Annotated in this window: 16 protein-coding genes and 4 pseudogenes; 7 read left to right on the top strand and 13 right to left on the bottom strand. The window is 59.9% G+C overall.

From position 1 onward, the window contains the following. Nucleotides 1-6: 6 nt before the first annotated feature. On the bottom strand, nucleotides 7-4,050 hold the full coding sequence (locus tag CCGE531_RS28500) for a Pls/PosA family non-ribosomal peptide synthetase (RefSeq protein ID WP_120670118.1): 4,044 nt from the start codon (nucleotides 4,048-4,050) through the stop codon (nucleotides 7-9). Between the two features lie 239 nt (nucleotides 4,051-4,289). Between CCGE531_RS28500 and CCGE531_RS28505 the strand changes: the two genes are divergently transcribed. The 3 genes from CCGE531_RS28505 to CCGE531_RS28515 are packed head-to-tail and all read left to right on the top strand — an operon-like array spanning nucleotide 4,290 to nucleotide 6,606. After that, entirely contained in the window at nucleotides 4,290-4,544 is a 255-nt protein-coding gene (locus CCGE531_RS28505) for a hypothetical protein (protein WP_245459429.1), read from the top strand. 2 nt (nucleotides 4,545-4,546) lie between these two features. Then, nucleotides 4,547-5,218 (top strand): response regulator transcription factor, encoded by a 672-nt coding sequence (locus tag CCGE531_RS28510; RefSeq protein ID WP_112345773.1) that lies wholly within the window; start codon nucleotides 4,547-4,549, stop codon nucleotides 5,216-5,218. Then, nucleotides 5,215-6,606 carry a HAMP domain-containing sensor histidine kinase gene (locus CCGE531_RS28515; RefSeq protein WP_120670121.1) on the top strand — a complete coding sequence of 464 codons (1,392 nt, stop codon included), beginning with the start codon at nucleotides 5,215-5,217 and terminating at the stop codon, nucleotides 6,604-6,606. The genes CCGE531_RS28510 and CCGE531_RS28515 overlap by 4 nt, the downstream gene beginning before the upstream one ends. On the opposite strand, the gene CCGE531_RS28520 is transcribed toward CCGE531_RS28515, so the two are convergent. After that, complete coding sequence (locus CCGE531_RS28520; protein ID WP_120670123.1) at nucleotides 6,603-7,409, bottom strand: MBL fold metallo-hydrolase; 807 nt, start codon at nucleotides 7,407-7,409, stop codon at nucleotides 6,603-6,605. The two genes, CCGE531_RS28515 and CCGE531_RS28520, sit on opposite strands and share 4 nt — an antisense overlap. A 269-nt stretch (nucleotides 7,410-7,678) precedes the next feature. Between CCGE531_RS28520 and CCGE531_RS28525 the strand changes: the two genes are divergently transcribed. Beyond that, the gene (locus tag CCGE531_RS28525; RefSeq protein WP_120670125.1) at nucleotides 7,679-7,978 is read left to right on the top strand and encodes a hypothetical protein; all 300 of its coding nucleotides are present in this window, start codon (nucleotides 7,679-7,681) and stop codon (nucleotides 7,976-7,978) included. A gap of 295 nt (nucleotides 7,979-8,273) precedes the next feature. Here CCGE531_RS28525 and CCGE531_RS28530 read toward each other — a convergent pair whose 3' ends face one another. Continuing rightward, entirely contained in the window at nucleotides 8,274-10,313 is a 2,040-nt protein-coding gene (locus CCGE531_RS28530) for a flotillin family protein (RefSeq protein ID WP_120670126.1), read from the bottom strand. 742 nt (nucleotides 10,314-11,055) lie between these two features. On the opposite strand from CCGE531_RS28530, the gene CCGE531_RS28535 reads away from it, so the two are divergent. The 3 genes and pseudogenes from CCGE531_RS28535 to CCGE531_RS28550 all read left to right on the top strand — a co-directional run. Continuing rightward, nucleotides 11,056-12,741, top strand: coding sequence for a Na/Pi cotransporter family protein (locus CCGE531_RS28535; protein WP_120670128.1), 1,686 nt, complete (start codon nucleotides 11,056-11,058; stop codon nucleotides 12,739-12,741). Then, nucleotides 12,734-13,222, top strand: a complete 489-nt coding sequence (locus CCGE531_RS28540) for an NUDIX hydrolase (protein WP_120670130.1) — start codon at nucleotides 12,734-12,736, stop codon at nucleotides 13,220-13,222. The genes CCGE531_RS28535 and CCGE531_RS28540 overlap by 8 nt, the downstream gene beginning before the upstream one ends. 435 nt (nucleotides 13,223-13,657) lie before the next feature. After that, nucleotides 13,658-13,915, top strand: a pseudogene (locus tag CCGE531_RS28550) (plasmid pRiA4b ORF-3 family protein); the annotation flags it as partial. 17 nt (nucleotides 13,916-13,932) lie between these two features. On the opposite strand, the pseudogene CCGE531_RS28555 reads toward CCGE531_RS28550, so the two are convergent. The 10 genes and pseudogenes from CCGE531_RS28555 to CCGE531_RS28600 all read right to left on the bottom strand — a co-directional run. Further along, nucleotides 13,933-14,176: pseudogene (locus tag CCGE531_RS28555) on the bottom strand (Fic/DOC family N-terminal domain-containing protein); the annotation flags it as partial. Nucleotides 14,177-14,420: 244 nt separating this feature from the next. After that, on the bottom strand, nucleotides 14,421-15,065 hold the full coding sequence (locus CCGE531_RS28560; RefSeq protein ID WP_120670618.1) for a Pr6Pr family membrane protein: 645 nt from the start codon (nucleotides 15,063-15,065) through the stop codon (nucleotides 14,421-14,423). 404 nt (nucleotides 15,066-15,469) lie between these two features. Next, nucleotides 15,470-16,581: pseudogene (locus CCGE531_RS28565) on the bottom strand (tyrosine-type recombinase/integrase). A 58-nt stretch (nucleotides 16,582-16,639) separates the two neighbouring features. Beyond that, complete coding sequence (locus CCGE531_RS28570) at nucleotides 16,640-17,062, bottom strand: type II toxin-antitoxin system VapC family toxin (RefSeq protein WP_120670134.1); 423 nt, start codon at nucleotides 17,060-17,062, stop codon at nucleotides 16,640-16,642. Continuing rightward, nucleotides 17,059-17,307 (bottom strand): plasmid stabilization protein, encoded by a 249-nt coding sequence (locus tag CCGE531_RS28575; RefSeq protein ID WP_120670620.1) that lies wholly within the window; start codon nucleotides 17,305-17,307, stop codon nucleotides 17,059-17,061. The genes CCGE531_RS28570 and CCGE531_RS28575 overlap by 4 nt, the downstream gene beginning before the upstream one ends. A gap of 197 nt (nucleotides 17,308-17,504) precedes the next feature. After that, on the bottom strand, nucleotides 17,505-17,981 hold the full coding sequence (locus CCGE531_RS28580) for a hypothetical protein (protein WP_120670136.1): 477 nt from the start codon (nucleotides 17,979-17,981) through the stop codon (nucleotides 17,505-17,507). 321 nt (nucleotides 17,982-18,302) lie between these two features. Further along, nucleotides 18,303-19,082 (bottom strand): annotated as a pseudogene (locus CCGE531_RS28585) (integrase); the annotation flags it as partial. A gap of 61 nt (nucleotides 19,083-19,143) precedes the next feature. Further along, a complete protein-coding gene (locus CCGE531_RS28590) occupies nucleotides 19,144-19,563 on the bottom strand; it encodes a type II toxin-antitoxin system VapC family toxin (protein ID WP_120670138.1) in 420 nt (139 codons plus the stop codon). Beyond that, the gene (locus CCGE531_RS28595) at nucleotides 19,563-19,805 is read right to left on the bottom strand and encodes a type II toxin-antitoxin system prevent-host-death family antitoxin (RefSeq protein WP_120670140.1); all 243 of its coding nucleotides are present in this window, start codon (nucleotides 19,803-19,805) and stop codon (nucleotides 19,563-19,565) included. Before CCGE531_RS28595 ends, CCGE531_RS28590 begins: the two co-directional genes overlap by 1 nt. A gap of 504 nt (nucleotides 19,806-20,309) precedes the next feature. After that, nucleotides 20,310-20,831, bottom strand: a complete 522-nt coding sequence (locus CCGE531_RS28600) for a hypothetical protein (RefSeq protein WP_162944059.1) — start codon at nucleotides 20,829-20,831, stop codon at nucleotides 20,310-20,312. Nucleotides 20,832-20,929: the final 98 nt, after the last annotated feature.

The raw sequence follows: 20,929 nt of genomic DNA on the forward strand, positions 1-20,929 counted from the left end.
CGGCGCTCACGCAGCCGCGGAGGGCAGCGCCTCTTTTTGAACCATGGGGGCGGGTTCCTGGTCGGCTTGCACGGCCTGGGCGGGCGTGCCGGCCCATGACGTGCTTGCCGGGATGGCCTCACCCTTCATGACCAGGGTCAGCAGTCCGATCTCGGCGAACTCTCCGACATCGGCCTCGTAGAGGACCGTGCTGCCAGAGCCGACGGATACGCCCTTGCCGATCTTGATGCGGCCCACCTTCATGATGCGGTCTTCATAGAGATGAGTTTGCGGGCAGGATCCCATGTTGAGCACGGCATGGTCGCCGATATGGGTGCAGTCAAACTCGCAAATATCGGTGCTGTTGATCCATGCGCCACGGCCGATCTTCGCGCCGAAGGGGCGAAGCAGCCAGGGCAGGAAGGGCGTGCCACGCAGGTAGTCGAGCAGCATCTTGCTGGCGAGCCCGCCGTAGAAGACCGCGACAGCTTCGGTGCGCATAGCCCACCAGGACCACATCGGCCGGTTCATGGGCTTGTAGGTGCCGATCAGGGTCCATTTAAAGGCGACTGCAACCAGATACAGGATGCCCGAAGTTGCCAGGCCGGAGGCCATCAGCGTCCAGAACAGCCTGAACCAGGCGCCGTCGTCGATCGCGCTTGCCATCAGGTCGGACATCGCAAGCGCCATGACGATAAGGATGGCAGTCGGCAGGGACGTGTGCATCGCCTCGAACATGATGCGGACAAGACGCATGCGCAGAGGCGGCGCATAGGTGCTGGCGGCGGCTGCATGCAGCCGCTCGCGCGTCGGAAACTGGAAGGCGGGGCTGCCGCACCAGGTTTCGCCGGCCTTGACATGCAGGGAGTCCGGCAGGCGGGTTTTGATGCCGACGAGTGAATCATCTTCGATCACAGCGCCCTGCGAGATGACGGAGGAATTGCCGAAGAAGCAGCGGTCGCCGGTCTTCAGGCGCTTGAGCACCATCCAGCCGTTCTGGATTTCCTCGTCGCCGAAGATGGTCTCGTCGCCGATGAAGTTGTCGCGGCCCATTTCGATGAGGTCGTAGCGACCGGCGAAGTTGGCCGAGATCTCCGTGCCCTTGCCGATCTTGGCGCCCATCAGGCGGTACCAGTTGCGCATGAAGACCGTGGCATAGAGCGAATTCAACGTTTCCAGCATCGCCTCTGTGGTCAGGCCGACGATCCATTTGCGGAAATAGAGGTTGCCGAAGATGGAGTAGCGGCCCGGCACGACGCGAGGCAGCAGCACCCATCTGAGTGCCACGACGACAGCCATGGACACGACGATCAGGAGCATGGCGGCCGGCCAGGAGAGCGCGGCGATCATCCCCCAGGACAAGGGCTCATCGGTGTCCGGCGAGAACATCTGCTGCACGGCGGAGAACAGGAAAAAGGCCGGGAAGATCGGCAGGAGGCCGACGACGAGGCTGACATTGTAGGCGACGAAATAAGCGGCGAACTGGAATAGACGACCGACGATTCCCAGCTCCGGATGCGCCGGCATCTCTTCGTGCTCAGCATGCCCGGTCTGGCTGGCAGGCGAACCGTCCCAGCGCGTATGGGCTTCGACATGCGTGCCCGCGGCGATCGCCGTCAGATCGCCGATGACGGCGCCGTCGCCGATCTTGACATTGTGGCCGATGACGCAGCCATTGCCGATCTGCACGCCTTCGCCGATGTCGATTGTGCCGACATGGATCACATTGCCGATGACTTCGACATTGGCGAGCTTGATCTTGACGCCGAGGCTGGATCTCGCGCCGACGCGCACGAGGTCGATTGCGCCTTCTTCGAACTCATCGATCATCGCATCCTGGCCGACCTTGGCTCCAAGTGCCCGCATATAAAGGCGGATGAGCGGCGAGCCCTTGAGGAATTTCGGAGCCGTGAGCTGAACGATGCGCTGCATCAGCCAGATGCGGAAATAATAGGTGCCCCACAACGGATAGACGCCGGGGCGCGTGCGGCCGATGACGAGCCATTTGAGGGCGACGACGATAAGCTTTTCGCCGAGATTGAGGGCGAGATAGACGCCGCCGAGGATGAGGATCTCGTTCCAGACCGATGCGCCGTCGTCGATCAACAGGATCGAAGCGAGCAGCAAGCCGATCCATTGCAGCGTTGCGATCGCGACGATAAAGGGTAGCACTACGGCTTGGGCCAGGCCGCAGAAGAAGCGCCGGCGCCAGGGAACCGGCTCGAAATTCTTAGGCTCCTGTCCGGAGGCGCGCTCGGTCCGTTGCTCGAGGATCGCCGCAATGCCCCGCAGGGTACGGCCGGCATAGACGTCGCGCAATGCGATCCCCGCCAGCAGCGGGATCTTGCGGACCTCGGACACGAACCGGGCCGCCAGCATGGAATGGCCGCCGAGCTCGGTGAAGAAATCCGCCTCGAAATTGATGGCGCGCAGGCGAAGCGCCTCGGTCGCCGCCTTCAGCAGCTGCGCTTCGGTCCATGTGCGCGGCGGCTCCTGCGCCTGGGTCGACTGATCGCTCACCAGCGGAATAGCGGAAAGCGTCTTGCGGTCGATCTTACCGGAGGGCAGCCGTGGCAGCGACACGTGGCTGTGCCAGGCGGCGGGCACCATGTAGGGCGGCAGCTTGGCCGCCAGCACGGCGCGTGCCTTGTCGCGATCGAAGCCGTTGCCGGTCGTCACGACATGGGCGACCAGCATTTCCTCGCCATCCGGCGGCCGGTGTACGACGACGGAAGCTGCCTTCACGTCGGGAAGTTCGCCGACGACGGTCTCGATCTCACCCAGCTCGATACGGTAGCCGCGAATCTTGACCTGGTCGTCGATGCGTCCGAGGAAATGGAGCTGACCGTCTTCATCCATCAAAACGGCGTCGCCGCTGCGATAGAGCACCGGATCGTCATGAGTCGCGAAGGGATTGGCGATGAACTTGGCGGCGGTCAGCTGCGGCAGGTTTCTGTATCCGGCGGCGACACCCGGCCCGCCGATCAGCAGCTCGCCGGTATCGCCGCGCGGAACAAGCTGCATGTTTTCGTCGACGACATAGGCCGTCGTATTGGCGATCGGGCCGCCGATCGTGATCGGCCGCGATGGGTCGAGCTCGGCATAGGTCGCCACGACGGTCGTCTCGGTGGGACCGTAGGTGTTGATCAGGCGCCGGCCGGGTTTGGAGAACCGGCTGACGATCGCCGGCGGGCAGGCTTCGCCGCCGACGATGATGACGCGTAGGCTTTCGACGTCGCGTTCCAGCATGGTGAGCAGGGTCGGTACGGTGTCGATGACCGTGATCTTCTCCGCTTCCAGGACGTCGGCCAGCCTGTCGAGTTCGGCCATGACGTCCGATGTCGCGACTTTCAGCGTCGCGCCGACCAGATACGGAACGAATATTTCTTCCAGCGAGAGATCGAAGGCGACCGAAGCCTGCTGAAGGACGACATCCGATTCGACGAGCCCCAACACATCGTTACCTGCCCGCAGATAATGGCAGATGTTCCGGTGCGTGATGACGATCCCTTTCGGCTTGCCCGTGGAGCCGGACGTATAGATAGCATAGGCGGGATCATCGTGGGCCGCGACGCGCGGAACGATGTCCGCATTGTCTTCGGAAAGCACGGCCTTGAGGAGAAGCGTCTGGCCATCGAAGGAGGGCGCAAGCGCGGCCTTCTCGCCATGCGTCAGCAGCCATTTCGCGCCACAATCGGCAAGGCTGACGGCGACGCGGTCCGCGGGGGCGGCGGCATCGAAGGGGACGTAGGCGGCGCCGGCCTTGAGGATCGCAAGAAGCGCGACATGGAGTTCGAGCGAGCGCTGGAACCACAGGCCGACAAAATCGCCCGGGCCGATGCCGCGGCGGCTCAGCGCGCGCGCGGCTTCATCGGACAACCGGTCGAGTTCGGCATAGGTCATCGCCTCATCGGTTCCGATCAGGGTCAGTGCCGTCTTGTCGGGGCTGGCCGCGACCGTTGCCTTGAATATGTCTACGAGCGTCTCGCTGCGGACGAACTCAGGCCGAACGCCGCCTGAGGAAACCGAGAGGCTGGCATTTGAAGTAATCGACGAAATCTGGATAGTCATGGTAACTTCTGCGGAACGAAACTCGACACAATCAGCGTGCCATCTGTCAACGCTTATACACCCTTAAATTTGCAGCTCTCTTACGGGGGTTGTCAGGGAATTGTAATGTTGAGAAAGCTATGTTTTACCCAGCGCGGACCCGGCCTGCGTGCATGTCAGAAGAAGGATTGATATCGTTGCGCATATTCGAGCGAAGAGCCGGCTGGCCCCGCCGACTGTCCGTTCTCCTGGTGGCAGCTTTGCTGAGTTCCATAGGCATGGAGGCATCGGCTCGTTTGCATAGCAGCGTGCTGGTGGAGGATGCCGGCGCGCTGCGGCCGCTGCGCGATATCTATGCCGTCGTGGCGCGCGAAATGCCGGGACGGGTGCTGCGAATCAAGCGGGTTCGTCGCGGCGGGCGTCAGGCCTATGCCGTGCGCGTTCTGAAACCCGATGGAAAGCGTGGTGATATCGTGCTCGATGGTGCAACGCTTGCCGTAATCGAGAGACGCTGACGATGCGCATTCTCATAGCCGAGGACGAGCCCAGCATCGTGGCGGATATGCGCCGCTGCCTGGAAGACCAGCATTATGTCGTCTCGACCGTGAGCAATGGCGAAGAGGCGTGGTATCGTGGTGATATCGAGCATTTCGATCTCGTGATCCTCGATCTTGGGCTGCCGAAGCTCGATGGCCTGACGGTATTGCGACGCTGGCGTGCCGAGCGCCGCGGCATGCCTGTGATCATATTGACGGCGCGCGACGGTTGGCGCGACAAGGTCGATGGCATGGATGCCGGCGCCGACGACTATCTGACCAAGCCCTTCCGCATGGAGGAGCTTCTGGCCCGTGTGCGCGCCCTGATGCGCCGCGCGGCCGGGCAATCCTCTCCCATTCTTTCCAATGGCGTGCTGGAACTCGACACGCGCCAGCGCACCGTTTCGTTTCGCGGGCAGCCGGTGCAGGTCACGGCTCTTGAATATCGGCTTCTGGCCTATTTGATGCACAATGCCGGCACCGTGCTCTCTCGATCGCAGATCGCCGACAGTATCTATGACGAGGAGACGGAGCTTCTGTCGAACGCGCTTGAAGTCGTCGTCGCGCGCCTGCGGCGCAAATTCGACGGGACTGTTATCGAGACCCGCCGCGGCCAGGGTTATATCATTCCGCGCGAGGCGCCGCCGTCATGACACCGTTCTCGCTGCGGGGGCGGTTGCTGCTGGGTTCTGTGGTGGCGATCATCGTTGCAACCTTTCTTGCCGGGGTCGGCATCAACGCCATTTCCGGGCTGGCGGTGAGGGCGCTCGCGCTCTCCGAGATAGACGAGGAACTACGCGTCCTGCTGGCGGCGGTCGATATAAATTCCTCCAATCAGCTTTTCCTCGACGATACGCCGACGGATCCCCGCTTCGGCATCCCGAATGGCGGTTTCTATTGGCAGGTCGGGCGCAACGGCACTGTCGAGCTGCGCTCGCAGTCGCTCTGGGAACAGAACCTGTCCTGGCTTCGTGCCCGCCCTCGCGATGCCGGCCGGGCAACGGATATGAAGGGGCCGAACGGCAGCCGTCTTCTCGCCGTCGAACGGTCCATTTCGATCCCCTCGGCCACGGGCGACCAGACGGTCGATATCGTCATGGCGCTCGACAATAGCGAACTTGCGCCGGCGCGGTGGCGCTTCTTCTATGCCATGGCGCCATCCCTTGGCGTGCTGTCGGTCGCCCTGATCGGGGCGGTCGTGGTATTTCTGCGCTATGGATTGCGGCCGCTGAACGATCTCCGCACGGCGTTGATGGCGGTCCAGGAGCGATCCGCACGAAAGATCACCGGTCAGTTTCCGCGGGAGGTCCAGCCTCTCGTGGACGATCTCAACGGCCTGCTGGTCTCCCGCGAGACGCAGTTGACCCAGGCGCGCGCTCGCGCCGGTGATCTCGCGCATGGCCTCAAGACGCCGCTGGCAGCTCTCGAGGCGACGGCGCGGATGCTTTCGGAAGAGGGCATGTCGGAGCGCGCCGCGGCAATCCAGGCGGAAGTCAGCCGCATGGAAGCGCAGATCAAGCGGACGCTGGCGCAGACCCGCGCGAGCCTGGCGGCCGCTCATACGGTCGGGGTCATGGATGCCAGCGCGGACCTGCAGAAGATCATCTCGGTCATGCGGCGCCTGTCGGCGGATCGGGAGATAGAATTCGAGCTTGCGGCACCCGCAGAGATGTGGCTGGCGGTGGACGAAGCGGATTTCGCCGATATTACCGGCAACCTGATCGACAATGCCAGGAAGTGGGCAGCGGGAAAGGTCAAGGTTTGCCTGGCGCTGCTGCCCGAACTCGAAGGCGTGAAGTTGCTCATCGAGGATGATGGTCCCGGCCTGCCGGAGGATGCCGAGATCGCCTTCATCCGCCGCGGCCGGCGGTTGGACGAAAGCATCGCCGGAACCGGCTTCGGTCTTGCGATCGCCAAGGATCTGGTCGAGGCCTATGACGGCAAGCTGACGCTCACCCGCTCCAATCTCGGCGGATTGTCGGTCACCGTCACTTTGCCGGCGCGTCTCATCAAGGAAAGGCAAATGGCGCCGGAAGTCTAGCCCGCGATCGCCTTGACATATCTCTCAGCCGAGCGCTCCACCACGCGGTTGCCGTCGCTCTCGACCGTGCGGCCGGGGAATGCGCCGTAGATCGTCTCGAACCGGTATGGCTGCACGGCTTGCGAAATTGTCGTGACCGCCTTGACGGCGAGGGGAACGAGGTTCGGATAGCTGCGCATGAAGCTGACGAATTTGCGGTCCATGGTGACCTGCATGGTGTCGCCGACGAAAAGGGCGCCCCGACCGCCCTCGAGCCAGGGGCAATGGAGCACGGAACTGCCGTCAAAATGACCGCCGCAGCGGATCATCGTCGCCTGGCCGATCCGCAGCGTTTCACCTGTCCCTGGGCGCAGGGCCGAACCGGACCGCTGCACCCATTTGGCATCATCGGCGTGGATATGGACCGGCACGTCGCCGCAGGCCGCACTCCATTCGATCATCGACGAATAGAAGTGGGGATGGGAGATCGCGATCGCGCCCAAGCCACCCATGGCGGCAATCCGGGCTTTGCTGGCCTCGTCGATGAGGCTGAGGCAATCCCAGAGGATATTGCCATCCGGCCCTTCGATCAGAAATGCGCGCTGGCCAATGCCGAAAGAAGGCGAGATCTGCAGGCTGTGGACGCCTTCCGCTTCTTCGTTCCAGGTCAGGCTATGGGTTTGGCCAAGCGTTGCCATATCCGTCCATTCCTGCCCTGATTGAGGCACGAATTGACGATCATCCTCGCATGTCGGGCAGGTTGGCGGTGGTGCGTCGCTCTCGCTGAACTGCGTACCGCATGTCATGCAGATAAAATGCGTCATCTCGAAGTCCTCACCTGCTTGTCTTCCCAGCCTGCGGGCGGGAGCCCGCCGCGCGGCAATGGAGGTTTCATGCTATATTGGCCGGACGTTGGGTGGATCAAAGCGAAAAGGCGAAGCAGCGCCCATCGGAGGCGCGTTGTAACAAAATGGGCACCTCTGTAGACTCCTGCCTTTTAACGCGTAGTATGAAGCTCATCGCCACCAATCCATAGGCGCCCGTGACCGCAGGATAAAGTCTGAGTCGCGCGCCTAGGAATACGAGGAATTCCATGCCCCTTCCGAAGCCGGCAGAAATGTCGCAAGATCCTGGTCTTCGCGCCACTCTTCTGAAATGGGCAGGGAAATTCGTCGACTCGGAGGCTGCTGCAGATCGCGTTGTGCGGCGAACCATCAACGTTATCTGTGATAATCCCGAGCTATTGGACGGCGCTCATATGAACGAAGCACTTTTCGCCCTCTTGCGTCGCTATGCCTTCGACGAGAACGATTTGAGAGCAAGCCGGCAATCCGACAGCACGACGCCGGCCTTCAACGATATGAGCAACAAAGAGAATCTTCAAACGGAATAGTAGTTTCCATAGCTGGCTTGTCTATCCGGACGGGCCGCCGGTTCTATCCCCATCAAAAGCGCCACCTCCAGACCGTCCGGCACTCTCAATGACTTTGTTTTTCGCCCGCCAAGGCCGGGGGAGGCGCGTTGCGCCGCCGCCGCCAAAGGTGCTGACAGGCGGACGGGCAATCACAATGCGATCGGCTGGGCCTGCGGAAGCTCAAACGACGACGGGACATCTGCGAAGCAATCAAGCGGAAACGCTGTTCATATTCAGGATGTGAAACGGGCCGGCATAACCGGCCCATCCGTTATCAATCCTGTTCGATCGGCGCCGATACCGCGGCCGTTGGGTTCTGCCGCTCAAACCGGTCGGCGACCAGCATCGAGAGCATCATTTCCACAAGACCATTGGTGGCACCTTTTTCGCCACCGCCGACCTGGATCTGTGGCACGAGCGGCAGCCTGCCGTTCTCGATCGCCTCGGCGAAGCGCATGAGGACCTGTGAGTTGAGCTGATAGTCCGGCCCACCGAAGGCTGCGACCTTCTTCTCGGTGGCCTCGGCTTCCGCCAAACCGACGGCGCGCACCTTTTCGGCGTCCGCAAAACCGGTCGCCTTGATGCGCTCCGCATCGGCAAGCGCTATGGCTTTGATCCGGTCGGCTTCGCCGAGGCCGGCGAGGCGCACTTTCTCGGCCTCTGCCTTGGCGGTGACCTGGATGGTTTCCGCCTGCTGGCGGGTGCGGGCGAGTTGCGCCTTACCCTCGTTCTCGCTGATCTCGATGGTGAGCGCGGACGTCGTGATCTTGGCCTGCTGTTCGGCGAGCGCTTCCTTCTCGCGCAATGTGCGCTCCTGGATCGAAGCTGCTTCCTGCAATTTATAGGTCTCGATCTTTTCAACCGCGATCTGGCGCTCGCGCAGCTGGATCAGGATCTGTTCTATACTGTTCTGGCCATTGCTGGCGCGCGGCGTGCCGATCAGCACTTCCTGCAGTTCGAGACTGTAGGAGGCAAATTTCTCGCGCATTTCCTCGCCGGATTTGCGCTGGATCTCGCTGCGTTCCTGCAAGAGTTCGATCAGCGTCTTGGTCTGGGCGATATTCTTGAAGTAGGCCGAAACCATCGGATCGAGCGTCTGTTCGACCAGCCGTTTGATATCCCCAAAGCGCTGTACGACGAGGGGCGCCTTCATATAATCGATATGCACGACGACCGAGAGCGGCAGTACGGGTTCGAAGGCATCCTTGGTGATCAAAGACACCTCGGAAAGATTCTCGTCCAGCCTATGCTCACCGAACTGTTCCTTCGTCCATTTGAGCACGAAGTTGGTGGTCGGCACGATGACGATATTGCCGGCATAGGTGTTGAAGGCATATTTGCCCGGCAGAAGCGGCGTCGACCAGACGCCGCGTGCGCCCGTCTCGACCAATTCGCCATGGCGATAGGACTGGCCGGAGATATCAGTGCCGCGTTGCCCGGTATAGGAGACGACGACACCCACCGTGCCGACGCCGATGATCGTCTTATCGACGAGTTCGACAGTTGCGAAAATGCGGTTCAGGAAATAGCTGCCATCGGCAAGCACCTGCAACTGACGTCCGCGATAACCGCCGGCATTGAGAAACTTCTCCGGATCCTGGAAATTGTTGTGAAAGTTCGGATCCTTCGGGTCATTTGCAACCGTCGGCGCGATGATCTCGCCCTCCGGCAGCGCCGGACCGTCATGGACCGTGACGATACCGATCAGGTCTTCGGCGTCATGGATGACGACGGGCTCAAAGCCCTCCCGTTCGGTAATCAGTGTGGACATGTCCGCAAACAGCTTTTGTTCCGATGAGCTGAGATTGACGGAATAGATCGATTGTGCGGTCAGCACGATGAACTGTGCAAGATTGATGGCATAGGTGCCTTCGCGCAGAATTTTGCGCTGCGGACCCTTCTGTCCACCTTTGACAAGAAAGCCGCGAACGTCCTGGAAGTCATCTGCTTCTATATTCGACGCAAGCGTCTGGGTCGGCGGCAGCGGCTTGCCGTCACGAGCGAATACGTAGCCGATCTGGCCTTGGGGAATGGTCACGAGATTGGCGCGATGCATCGAATACTGGAACGGCATGAAGAAATGCAGGCCACCGCGCACGACATCCGGCTGGAAACCGGCCTCGCCGTTGAGCGCAATAAAGCCATTTCTGACGGAACCACGAAAACTCCACAGCTTTTCGAGGATGCCGAGCCTGTTGTTGGGAATATAGCGGATCACGCCGCTCCATCGAAAGAGTATTGCCAGCACGATAATCGGGACAGCGATTTCGATCGCCATCCATTCCATCGGACTGAGATAGGGTAGGGCTTCCATCTTTTTTCTCCTATGGGCGCACGGGTTCGTCCACCCGGCAGCCGCCCGGTTGGTATTGGTTGATAAGACGGGGAGATTGCGCGCCTATGCGGTCGACGCACTAAGGGTGCATCGAAGGTTTGGGTTGCTCATTGTCTGGGAAGATGACCACGCGTCCTCAGTCCCCACTGAGGAGCGGCATGGTCGTGAGTAATCTCACATCGGTGTTGCCTTGATAGACATAACGATAGTCGACGTAGGCATTGCGCTCATAGGTTTAAAGATGGCCAAGGCAGAAATCGCATAAGTACTTCCAACGATTTCGCTATTTCGAGCATTCAATTCTACTGAACTATGTCTTTGCAGCCTAATTGTTTCAGGGGGTGCTGGATGTCCGTGCCCCTCAAGGGAAATACCGGCCGACGACTTCCGGCTCCTGAACGATCGAATGCCCCGTTAGCGCGCTTCCAGGAAAAGTGCGCAGCGGTTTTCCGGAAAACATGTCGAGTTGGAACGTCATTGGGCCGGATTCCGATCGCCAGCGAGCCAGCGGCAAGGCGGTAAGCGGAGATATCCAACAGAAAGCTTCTCTGCATACCGCTCTGTTTATAAAACACGAAATCAAATTTATGATAGTTTAATGGCAATGCGGTCTTGCAAAAGTCGGGAAGGTGAAGAAACATAGTCGGCTAATAAAAGTTTAGTTGATAAAGATGTCGGTGTTCGGCGTTTATCCGGCGTCGCAGACATACGGAGGACCGCCATGGCGCTTATCTTCGGCCTTGTTGCTTTGGCAGGCCATATCGCCTTGTTGCTCTGGGGCACGCGCATGGTCCAGACCGGCATACAGCGCGCCTTCGGCCCGGATCTTCGCTCTTTCCTCGGCCGCGCCTTGAGCAATCGCATGAAGGCATTTTTTGCCGGAATCGGTGTCACCGCGATCCTGCAAAGCAGCACGGCAACGGGCCTGATGGCATCGGGCTTCGCAGCCGGCGGGCTGGTGGATCTCGTGCCGGCGCTTGCCGTCATGCTGGGCGCCAATGTGGGGACGACCCTGATCGTCCAGGTGCTGTCCTTCGATGTCGCAGCCGCTTCGCCGGCGCTCATCCTCATTGGTGTCCTGATGTTCCGGCGGGTCGGGAATTCGCGCATTCACGATCTCGGGCGGGTCATGGTCGGCCTTGGCTTCATGCTTCTGGCGCTGCACCAGCTCCTCGATCTGATGACGCAATATGAAGGGTCGAAAGCGCTCGCCTATGTACTGGGCGCCATAGCCGCGACACCGGTGCTCAGCATGCTTCTCGCGGCCATCCTGACTTGGGCCGCCCATTCCAGCGTTGCCGTGGTATTGCTCATCATGTCACTGGCAAGCAAGGGTCTTGTCGATCTCGATCAGGCCTTTGCCCTCGTTCTCGGCGCCAATCTGGGAACCGCGATCAACCCGCTGATCGAAGGACAGTCGGGCGCCGATCTATCGGTAAAGCGGCTGCCGGTCGGCAACATGCTGACGCGCATTGTCGGCGTGATCGCGGTGATCGGCCTGCTGGAGCCCGCCACGCGCCTGTCGGCGATGGTCGACAGCGACAGCGGCCGCGCCGTCGCTAATTTTCACACCGCCTTCAATGTCGTTTTGGCGGTGGTATTCATGCCGCTGTTGCGGCCCTATGCCGATCTTTTAACGAAACTGCTGCCGCAGAAGATCGACGAGGCCGATCCGACACGTCCCAGATATCTCGATCCGGCTGCCAAGGAAACGCCTGTTGTCGCTCTCGGGGCTGCCGCGCGGGAGGCGCTGCGGCTGGTCGACGTCTTGTCGGAAATGCTCGCCGGCGCGAAATCGGCGCTCTCGGACACCGATCGACGGGCATTGGCGCGGTTGCGGTCGCTGGACAACATCCTCGACAGTCTCAACACCGCGGTTAAGACCTATCTGACCTCGATCGATCCCGATGAGCTCGGCGACGTCGACAGGCGGCGCCTGAACGAAATCCTGCTGTTTTCCATGAACATGGAACATGCCGGCGACGTTCTCGATCAGAACCTGCTGCCGCATCTGGCCAAACGCCTGCGTCGGGGTTTGAGCTTCTCCAAGGAGGGGCAGCTCGAGCTGGCAAGGCTGTTCGACCGATTGCAATCGAACCTGCAGACGGCGGCAGCCCTGTTCATGACGCAGAACGAAAGCGCCGCACGCATGCTGGCAGAGGAGAAGGTCATCTTCCGCAAGGCGGAGCGCGAGGGAACGGAAGCCCATTTCCAGCGCCTGCGGCAAGGGGGCATCGAAACCGCCGAGACCAGCTCTCTCCATCTCGATCTGCTGCGCGATCTCAAGCAGATCAATTCCCACCTGGTCGCTGCCGCTGCCTATCCAGTCCTGGAAGAGCGCGGTGAACTCCTGCAGAGCCGCACGCCAAGCCCGACGCCACAGGCAGCCGTGACCTCGAATGACTAAAAAGACCTATCTCAGCCGCCTGGCGGATGCAGCGGAAAAGCTATTCGCCGGCCGGTCAATCGAGCAATATGGCGCGATCTGTCACCGGCTATCGCAGGGGCAGAAAAATGTTGAAATCCTGCTGATCACCTCACGCGACAGCGGCCGGTGGGTCATTCCCAAGGGATGGCCGATGGACAGGAAACTTCCGCATCAGGTCGCCGAACGCGAGGCGTGGGAAGAGGCGGGCGTCAGGGGTAAGGCCAGGAAGAAGCGCTTCGGCTACTACACCTACCTCAAAGTCCTCGATACCGGCGAGACCGTCCCTTCTATCGTTCAAGTCCACCTTCTCGAAGTCGCAGGATTGGACGAGCGCTTTCCGGAGCGCGGCGAGCGCCAGCTTCAATGGTTTTCGCCCAACGAAGCGGCTGCGCATGTCCGCGAGCCGGAATTGAAGAGCCTTCTGCGCATGTTGGAGACAACTCTCACGCCGGACAAGTGAGGGAAGCGACCGCCGCCTGACTGATCTTCTTCTCGTGCATCGGCGCAATGACGCGACCAGCGTGTCGAGAGGCGAGACCACCTTTGATTTGAGATTGCCGTGCGCCGATCCCATCCTTTGGATCCGGGTTCCACGCCGTATGTCATTGTTTGGTTCGGCGAAGCGAGTTTCTCGCCATCTATGGACGGGTTTGCCCTGCAATGGCCGAAGGTTGTCCGGAACCGCTGCAAAGAGTTGCGGGAGATGAGCGGTTATGTCTCCAATGACACAATCGATCTGCCGAAAACCTCCGCCCTTGCTGAAGCTGCCATGGCTCGCACCCTGAGGTGCCTGCGCGGCTCCGGCTGAAAAGGGTGGGAGGCATCATGGCGTCCGGCCGTAGGTGATTGATGGCGCAACTTGACGCCACTCTATCCAACCTGTTCACCATGCGGCATGTTCAAAGCTATTAACGCAGTTCAGGTTCAAGTTTCGCTGAACGAGATCGAGCCGAAGGTTTGGCGCCGACTGGTTTTGCCGTCGCACTGGAACCTTGAACAACTGCATCTTGTCATTCAGGCGGCCTTCAACTGGTGGAACTATCATCTCCACGAGTTCTCTATCGGTGGTTTGCGCTACGGTGACGTCGAGTTGTTGACGGAAGATGCCTTCGACGATGACCCGCGTGTGTTCGACTTTCGCGAGGTTCGCCTTCGGGTGTTGGCTTCGTTGGCGAAACGGAACAGCCGGTCGGTCGTTGTGACGATGTTCTCGATTTCCGAACTCGCTTGTGCCTCGAAGTGGGATGGAATTGATCAGCACCAATTGATTTGGAATAAGCCGCCCCGAGGCCTTCAGTTCGGCCAGCGCCGCGCGTGCTTGTATACACGCTTTAAGAACAGCCTTTGTTTCGATATCCTGCCCAGGCGGATGCGCCAGCAGGTCATTGAATGCGCGATCGGGTCGGAATGCCATGCGGGAACAGCCTTCTCCGGCCGATTTAGATGCCGGATATGTCGCTGGCGACGACATATCGCCAAAATATCTCGATGAAATTAGAATTCATCGACACGTTGAGCAGTTGGCAAGAGGCTTGTTCAAATGCACAAGACGAAGATAACCGATGGTTTGTAAACGTCTCTAGCGCGATTTCTTCAGTACTGGGTAGGCCTTAAATGGTTGAAAACAAACATCATTTTCACCGGAAAGTCCGATCAGTTCACGGCGCCCGCGAGCCAACCTTGGCGGCGATACGATCGACAAGAATGACTGCGCCTCCTAGGACGAGGAATAACGCGCCCAAAAGAGCCATGTTAGCGAGAACAGCCCGCAGGCCGATGTCGCTCACGTCCAAAAAGGGATAGGGATAAAAGCCCGACAAGTGACCGTGAACCAGTGAATATACCGAGTAGACCGCCGGAAAGAACAGCCACCAAATCGCATCGCGCCAGGAAAGCCTGTCACGCTCAACCCGAAACAACCAGTCCAATAAAGCAAGTATGGGAATGCAGTAGTGAAGCAGCTGATCGCCCCGCAACTGCCAGCCGAGCGGGCGCCAAACATCCTCAAGCATCCACGCATAGATGCAACCCGCAACTCCCACATATATTAAGAGCGCTGTTTTTGTTGACGAGCGCTTGGCCCATCGTCCAATCATCGATGACGGCGCGATTTCGGCCGACAGCAGTGCAATAACAAGTAGAATATTGGCCTGGATCGTAAAATAGCTGAGAAAATTTGTGGTCAGTCTCAATCGCGAGATATGCGTTGCCGGTATGATGGCGGTATATGAGATGGCGATGCCCGACAGCGCCAACAACGCGATCACCCAGCGGCAGAATCGGACTGAACCTTTCTTGGACATTATGAACCCGCAAAACTCCAAGCAAAACGGCCAGCCTGCGGAAGCAAACATCTCACGCAGGCTATGCCAGCCAAATTGATAGGACCTGTCTCTAGCGCGTCAACTCGAAATTCGGAATCCATTTCCGACGGAATGATCGGACATCAACGCAAAATTAGGGTCGGAACAAGAATTGTTCCGCAAACGCGGGACCTCTATCGATCAAAAGCAACCACACACGGCAGATTTGAAGGAGATGCCTCCCTTATGGCTTCGGCGGATTTGGTGGCGGCCTGTAGCTGTACCGGCGCGCAATCATCGGAGCTCCGGCGCGAGCTTGTCGCCGATACTGGCCCGGATCACGTGAGACTCGAACTACTGGTTGGCCAGTCGGGACCCGCATCTGCCCCTCCCAAACTCACCTCCTAGATTACGAGCCTTGCTGCCCTCCCCATCTTCCGCTCTGCGTTGTTATAATAGCTTGCCGCCTGGGCCACCGACTTATGCAGCGACTGCAGCATGGCCTCCTGCAGGGGAATGCCGCGGTTGGCCGCCTCGGTCAGATAGCCGGACCGCAGCCCATGCGCCGAAAACGCCTCCGGATCCAGACCCGCCTGTCCGCAGCGTGTTTTGAGGATGAGATTGACCGATTGCGGCGTCAGCGCTCGCCGATCGACATTGCCCCATTGATCGATACGCCGAAAGAGCGGTCCGCTCTCGATTCTGGCGTCTGAAATCCACCGTTTCAGGGCAGTGACCGGCCGACCGATGAGAACGACATGGGTTCCGTCTTCGGCCGTCGTCGTCTTCGTGCGGCCGAGATGGATGGTTAGGCACGCGGCGAGAGGGGAGGCGGGATTTTTCGGATCGGCATACACCGGTTCCTCGTCGACCAGATCCTCGATCCGTAAGTCGGCCGTTTCCGAGCGCCGGCGGCCGCCGGAGGCAAACGCCGTCAGCAGCAGGGCGCGATCGCGAAGATCGACCAGGCGCTCACCGGTACAGGCGGCCAGCAGTTTTGCCAGGACATCGCCGGTGACTGACTTTTTGCTTTTACGCCGGCGTTGCCGCGGCACGGCGCGAACCGCCAATCGTAATGCGGCTTTAGGGCGGGAGCGGCAAACAATCCTGTCAGGCCGCGCCAGCGTCTCAGGCTCGACCAGGAGGTCAGGCGCTGGCGTACCGTATCCGGTGCATGCGGACCGTCGGCGCGTAGCAATCCCTGAAGACGCAGCCCGGCTTCAACGTCGGCCGGCATGCCGTGGTCGGAATTTTCCGCACATTCGACGGGATCCCAGAGATGATGGGCGACGAATTTCAGCAGCAACGATTTAGGCGCTGGCCAGGGGAGGGGCGTGCCGGTCGAAAGTTCGCACCAGGCCTCGAGATAGCCGAGATCGGAGGCAAGCGCGCGTAGCGTGTCGGCGCCCATGCCTTCCTTGGCCAAATGCTTCAGGGTCGCCACGTCCTCGTCCGTTAGCAGCGTGGCGAGTTGATCGCAGCGGCCAAAAGGCAGGATGGCGTCGAGAGCATCCAGCTCACCGGCGCGCTACACAGCCTCAGGTGTTTCGGATTTCGAGCTTTTGGCCACGCCGCTAGCCATTTTTCCACGGATTTACAAGGTGCAAGCCGATCGCCTCGAAGTCGGGGATATTGCGTGTCGCAACGGAGGCACCGCGAGACAGCGCAATCGCGGCAATTTGCGCATCGAACTGGCTGATTGGGCGGCCTGACCGGCGACGATGGGTGGCAATCGTCGCATAGAAGTCGGCAGCGTCGCGATCAAACGGCAGCACTCGTCCATAAAAATCGTCGGTGAATATGGGAAGAATGGCGGTCTCGAGCTCGCGACGACGACGGCCTTCCGGAAGAAGCCGCAGGCCACAGAGAATCTCGGCCTCGGTGATGGTTGTTGTAAACATCGAAAGCGGTGGCTGCTCAGCCACCCATGCCATGACGGCCGCGTCAGGCGACGGTGCCAACAGCTCCGAAAGAATGTTGGTGTCGAGGATAATCACCGGTTAAGGTCCGGAGCGTCGCGAATGGGGTCTCGATCGGGGACAGCGAGCTCGACACCGCCGACTGGCGCAAGCCGCGCTCTAATAGTTTCGGCAAGGTTGGGTGCTGGTCTTTCGTTGGAGGCGAGCACTGATCGAAGGATATCGCGGGCCTCATCTTCCATCGAACGGCCATGAACAGCCGCACGCACGCGCAGGCGCTGTTTCAAGGAATCGTCAATATTGCGGATCGTCATGCTCGCCATCAGGTCACTCCATAGATCAATGATAGCGTTGTAATCATTGATGGCAAAGTTGGCAATCATTCCAGCGAACCGAAAGGGTTTGAGCTTCGATATAAGGGCTCATAGGTCACGCTCCGGCCTGCGGTGTGGTTAGTCGCTTCGCAGTGTCGGCGTGTTGCCCGCGACATCGAAGAGATTTTCCGTAGAGTAGCAGGAGCCTACTCCGGCCCCAATTGCGTGGCCATGGCCGAAATTACAACCGGAATCTCACCGGTAGGCGGCGCGTAGCTGGTAATCTTAACGCTGCAAGCAGGCGTGGTGTTGCTAATGATCGTCCACAAGCTACCCGCAGGCGTGTTGATTACACCGATCGTCCCGCGCCCCGATTGACTCATGATTTTCATGCTTGGATCGACCATCGACATGATCCTCGTCGTGCGCTGATAATCGCCGACTTCGGGCAAGAAGAACACAACCGTAATTCGGCTGATATTGCCAGGCTGGGTCTGAGTTGCGCCTGCCGCCCCATCGGCAATTTTCATCCAATCCGGAACAGCGATGGCGCAGCCACCTTTAGCGGCATGGAACCGCTTCCAACCTGCTGGAGGGGGGGAGGCTACGTGCGGCGTCGTCACACAGCTGGAGAGAGCAGCCATGAGAGCAATGCCAGCAATCAAGGGCAGTAGAGGGCGCATTACAAATTCCTAAATGAGTACGAGCTTGATCCGGCAAAGGATTCTCGGTGCCGAACGGCACTAAAGGATTGTTTTTTCGAGCATTCCACCGATCTTATTCACAGATGCAAGCTTGCCCTGGCTTTACTGGGCTCATCCACAAAATACGCGTATCACCTTGGATTTCGGATCAGTCACGGACTGGACTGCGGTGCCACTATGGACGAAATTCAAACGCGAAGGCGTATCGGTAGCAACCCGTTCTTCACTTCCATAGTGTCGCGAATCTCCGGGTATTTTCAGCCCCGTCGTGGCGGAGGATGGGGCACCGCGGATCATGCCGGCGGCCAGCCACGCATTCAACGCCTCCACCGGCTGGCCGGTCAGATAGACGACCTCGTCCTGGCCGGTGCCGGAATTCTTGGTGCGGCCGAGATGATGGACAGCGAGGGGAGGGGGCTGCTGTCCTCGCCGGCAATTGGCGGCTCGATCGTCAGCTGCTCCTTGCGCAGGCCGGCGACTTCGCTCCGCCGGCGGCCGCCGGAGGTAAAGGCGACCATCAGGATGGCCCGGTCGCGCAGATCGCGCAGGCTGTCGCCGCTACAGGTCGCCAGCAGTTTGGCCAAAACATCTGATGTCACCGCCTTGGCGCTCTTGCGAAGACGTTGCATTGGCGCGGCTCGGATCGCCAGCCGAATGGCGGATTTCAAAGCCGGGGAGGCGAAGGCGCCGTCGAGACCGCGCCATTTGGTCAGCGTCGACAAGTTGGCCAGCCGTCGCCCGACGGTCGCCGGGGCATGCGGTCCCCCCGGTTCTCAGAAAACCGCCAGTCCGCAACGCCTGCTCGACTGCGGCCGGCATGCCGTGTTCCGGATCGTTTTCGCGCCGCGCCGGATCCCACAGATGATGGGCCACAAACTTCAACAACAGCGCCTCCGGCGCCGGCCAGGGGAGGGGAGCGCCGGTTGAAAGCTCGCACCAGGCCTCGAGGTAGCCGAGATCGGAGGCAAGCGCCCGCAACGTGTTGGCGCCCATGCCTTCCTTGGCCAGATGTTTGAGGGTGGCGACGTCGTCGTCGGTCAGCAGCGTGGCAAGCTGGTCGCGGCGGGCAAAGGGCAGGATAGCGTCAAGCGCGTCGAGTTGCTAGGCGCGCTTGAGAACGGCCTGTTCCCCCGGATCTTGGTCAGTGCTCACGTTCGAGCGGCCCGACGATTGTTATGCCTTCATTGCGGGCAGCGATGGCCATTTTTCGATCAGCCGTCGCCAGCGGTAAATCCCGCATTTTCGCGAGCGCGACATAGCTGGCGTCATACGCCGTCAACATGTGGCGGGCCGCCAGGTCGAGCACGAGGCTGTCACTGCCGGATCCGGCGTCGTCAAGCGACAGTCCTCGCAGTTGTGTCATCAGCAACAGCGCTTCGCCTGGGCGGAGCCGCCCGCGTCGTTCGGCCACCAGAAACAAATTGCGGGTCTCGAACCAGAACAATCCCGGCACCAAGCCGGCACTAGAGCGCAGATCGGTCATCAGCAGATCGGCGGCGTCGTGTTGTTCATCCGGAAGAAACCAGGCTGCGGCGATGGATGCGTCGAGAACGAACGGCATCAGTAGCGTCGACCCTCGTCACGCCATTCGCGGATTTCCTCCTGCGTTGTGGGCTGCCGACCGGCACGTTGCGCCCGGATTTCCGCAATCAGTGCATCGATGTCGTTTTCGCGGCGAATGCGGGAAAGCCGGGCAACCGGCGTGTTGCCGCGGGAGATGATCACCTCTTCGCCGGCTTCGACCTTGGCCAGCAGTTCGGATAGATGGGTTTTCGCTTCGGCGACCTTGACTGTGACGGTCATGATGTTCTCCGTGGACTGCGTCTCTCGTCGAGCAGAGGATGGATTGCGCGACGTTTCGAGATTTTGCTGGATGATAGGCGCACGGCAGGAAGTTGGTCAAGCGGTAACCATATCACTATCGATACATGATTCCTATCGATGGTCATCGACGCAGCCGAACGCTGTATGACGAACGGAAGTCATTAAGTAATTTGGTTCAGGAAGACAAAAGAACGGCGATAATTCATATGGTCAATGAGATGAAAATTCAGGAAAATCAGGGTAAAAGGGGCTGATTTGGGGGGAGTGCCGAAGCCGTGGGCAATTGTGCCGTCGATGCTCTTCTACCATAATCGGTGCCTGGGATGAAGAGGATGTCCTTCGTCAGAATAGGAGCTGCTGATGGCGAAGATCGATATCGACAGCCTCGATGAAGCCACGCTGATGGCGCTGAACGAACGCAGGTAGGATCAAGAGCAACCGACACCTCAGGTTGCGATCCCCCAGTGTTGACAAGCGAGTGCGCTAAAACAGCGAGAGGTAACGCAAGAAAGCAATCTTGGGAACGCAGGCTGACTGGAGTCCAACCAGCATCCGATCCGGGTCCGCGAGATAATCGAAACGCATGTGCCGCGGGGACCAGTTGTAGGCTCGCATATTTTTGTCGTTGCCAACAAGAAGGAGGCTATGGAAATACCAACGGTCGGCGTCTTTGTAGCCAGAACGATTTGTATAGAAAAATAGGCCCCGCAACGCCGCAAAAGAGGCTATCGGTTTTTCATCTCCGTGTATTGCGATACAAAATGGCCGACCGCCGCTGAGATACTGGGCCTGCGCGGCCACCACGAGACCGGCGGCTAAGGACCATATCGCGACAACAGTGGGGACGCTCAGCAGCACGATGCCGGTCGTGGGAGGCGCATTCGGTGGGTCGAGCTGCTTAAAGAGGAGTATGGAACCGGCGACTGCCAGGCTCAGGGAAGCGCCGTGGATAAACGTCATGAGATCGCCTCCGCCTGCGAAGACCGCTGCAAGCACGCTGGCCATAGTGCCGAGGCTTCCAACAAGGACAGCCAGAAAGATCAAGACGGCCTGAGGCAACTGCCACGATAACAGTCTTAAGAGCAGAACGGTGCAACTTGGGA

Source organism: Rhizobium sp. CCGE531, assembly GCF_003627795.1.
In the GTDB taxonomy this organism is placed as follows: Bacteria; Pseudomonadota; Alphaproteobacteria; order Rhizobiales; family Rhizobiaceae; genus Rhizobium.

What these genes read in the sequence shown, in the direction of transcription:
- CCGE531_RS28500 (WP_120670118.1), bottom strand. Translation starts at nt 4,050, where the DNA reads ATGACTATCCAGATTTCGTCGATTACTTCAAATGCCAGCCTCTCGGTT.
- CCGE531_RS28510 (WP_112345773.1), top strand. Translation starts at nt 4,547, where the DNA reads ATGCGCATTCTCATAGCCGAGGACGAGCCCAGCATCGTGGCGGATATG.
- CCGE531_RS28515 (WP_120670121.1), top strand. Translation starts at nt 5,215, where the DNA reads ATGACACCGTTCTCGCTGCGGGGGCGGTTGCTGCTGGGTTCTGTGGTG.
- CCGE531_RS28520 (WP_120670123.1), bottom strand. Translation starts at nt 7,409, where the DNA reads ATGACGCATTTTATCTGCATGACATGCGGTACGCAGTTCAGCGAGAGC.
- CCGE531_RS28525 (WP_120670125.1), top strand. Translation starts at nt 7,679, where the DNA reads ATGCCCCTTCCGAAGCCGGCAGAAATGTCGCAAGATCCTGGTCTTCGC.
- CCGE531_RS28530 (WP_120670126.1), bottom strand. Translation starts at nt 10,313, where the DNA reads ATGGAAGCCCTACCCTATCTCAGTCCGATGGAATGGATGGCGATCGAA.
- CCGE531_RS28535 (WP_120670128.1), top strand. Translation starts at nt 11,056, where the DNA reads ATGGCGCTTATCTTCGGCCTTGTTGCTTTGGCAGGCCATATCGCCTTG.
- CCGE531_RS28540 (WP_120670130.1), top strand. Translation starts at nt 12,734, where the DNA reads ATGACTAAAAAGACCTATCTCAGCCGCCTGGCGGATGCAGCGGAAAAG.
- CCGE531_RS28560 (WP_120670618.1), bottom strand. Translation starts at nt 15,065, where the DNA reads ATGTCCAAGAAAGGTTCAGTCCGATTCTGCCGCTGGGTGATCGCGTTG.
- CCGE531_RS28575 (WP_120670620.1), bottom strand. Translation starts at nt 17,307, where the DNA reads ATGGCGAGCATGACGATCCGCAATATTGACGATTCCTTGAAACAGCGC.
- CCGE531_RS28580 (WP_120670136.1), bottom strand. Translation starts at nt 17,981, where the DNA reads ATGCGCCCTCTACTGCCCTTGATTGCTGGCATTGCTCTCATGGCTGCT.
- CCGE531_RS28590 (WP_120670138.1), bottom strand. Translation starts at nt 19,563, where the DNA reads ATGCCGTTCGTTCTCGACGCATCCATCGCCGCAGCCTGGTTTCTTCCG.
- CCGE531_RS28595 (WP_120670140.1), bottom strand. Translation starts at nt 19,805, where the DNA reads ATGACCGTCACAGTCAAGGTCGCCGAAGCGAAAACCCATCTATCCGAA.
- CCGE531_RS28600 (WP_162944059.1), bottom strand. Translation starts at nt 20,831, where the DNA reads ATGGCCAGCGTGCTTGCAGCGGTCTTCGCAGGCGGAGGCGATCTCATG.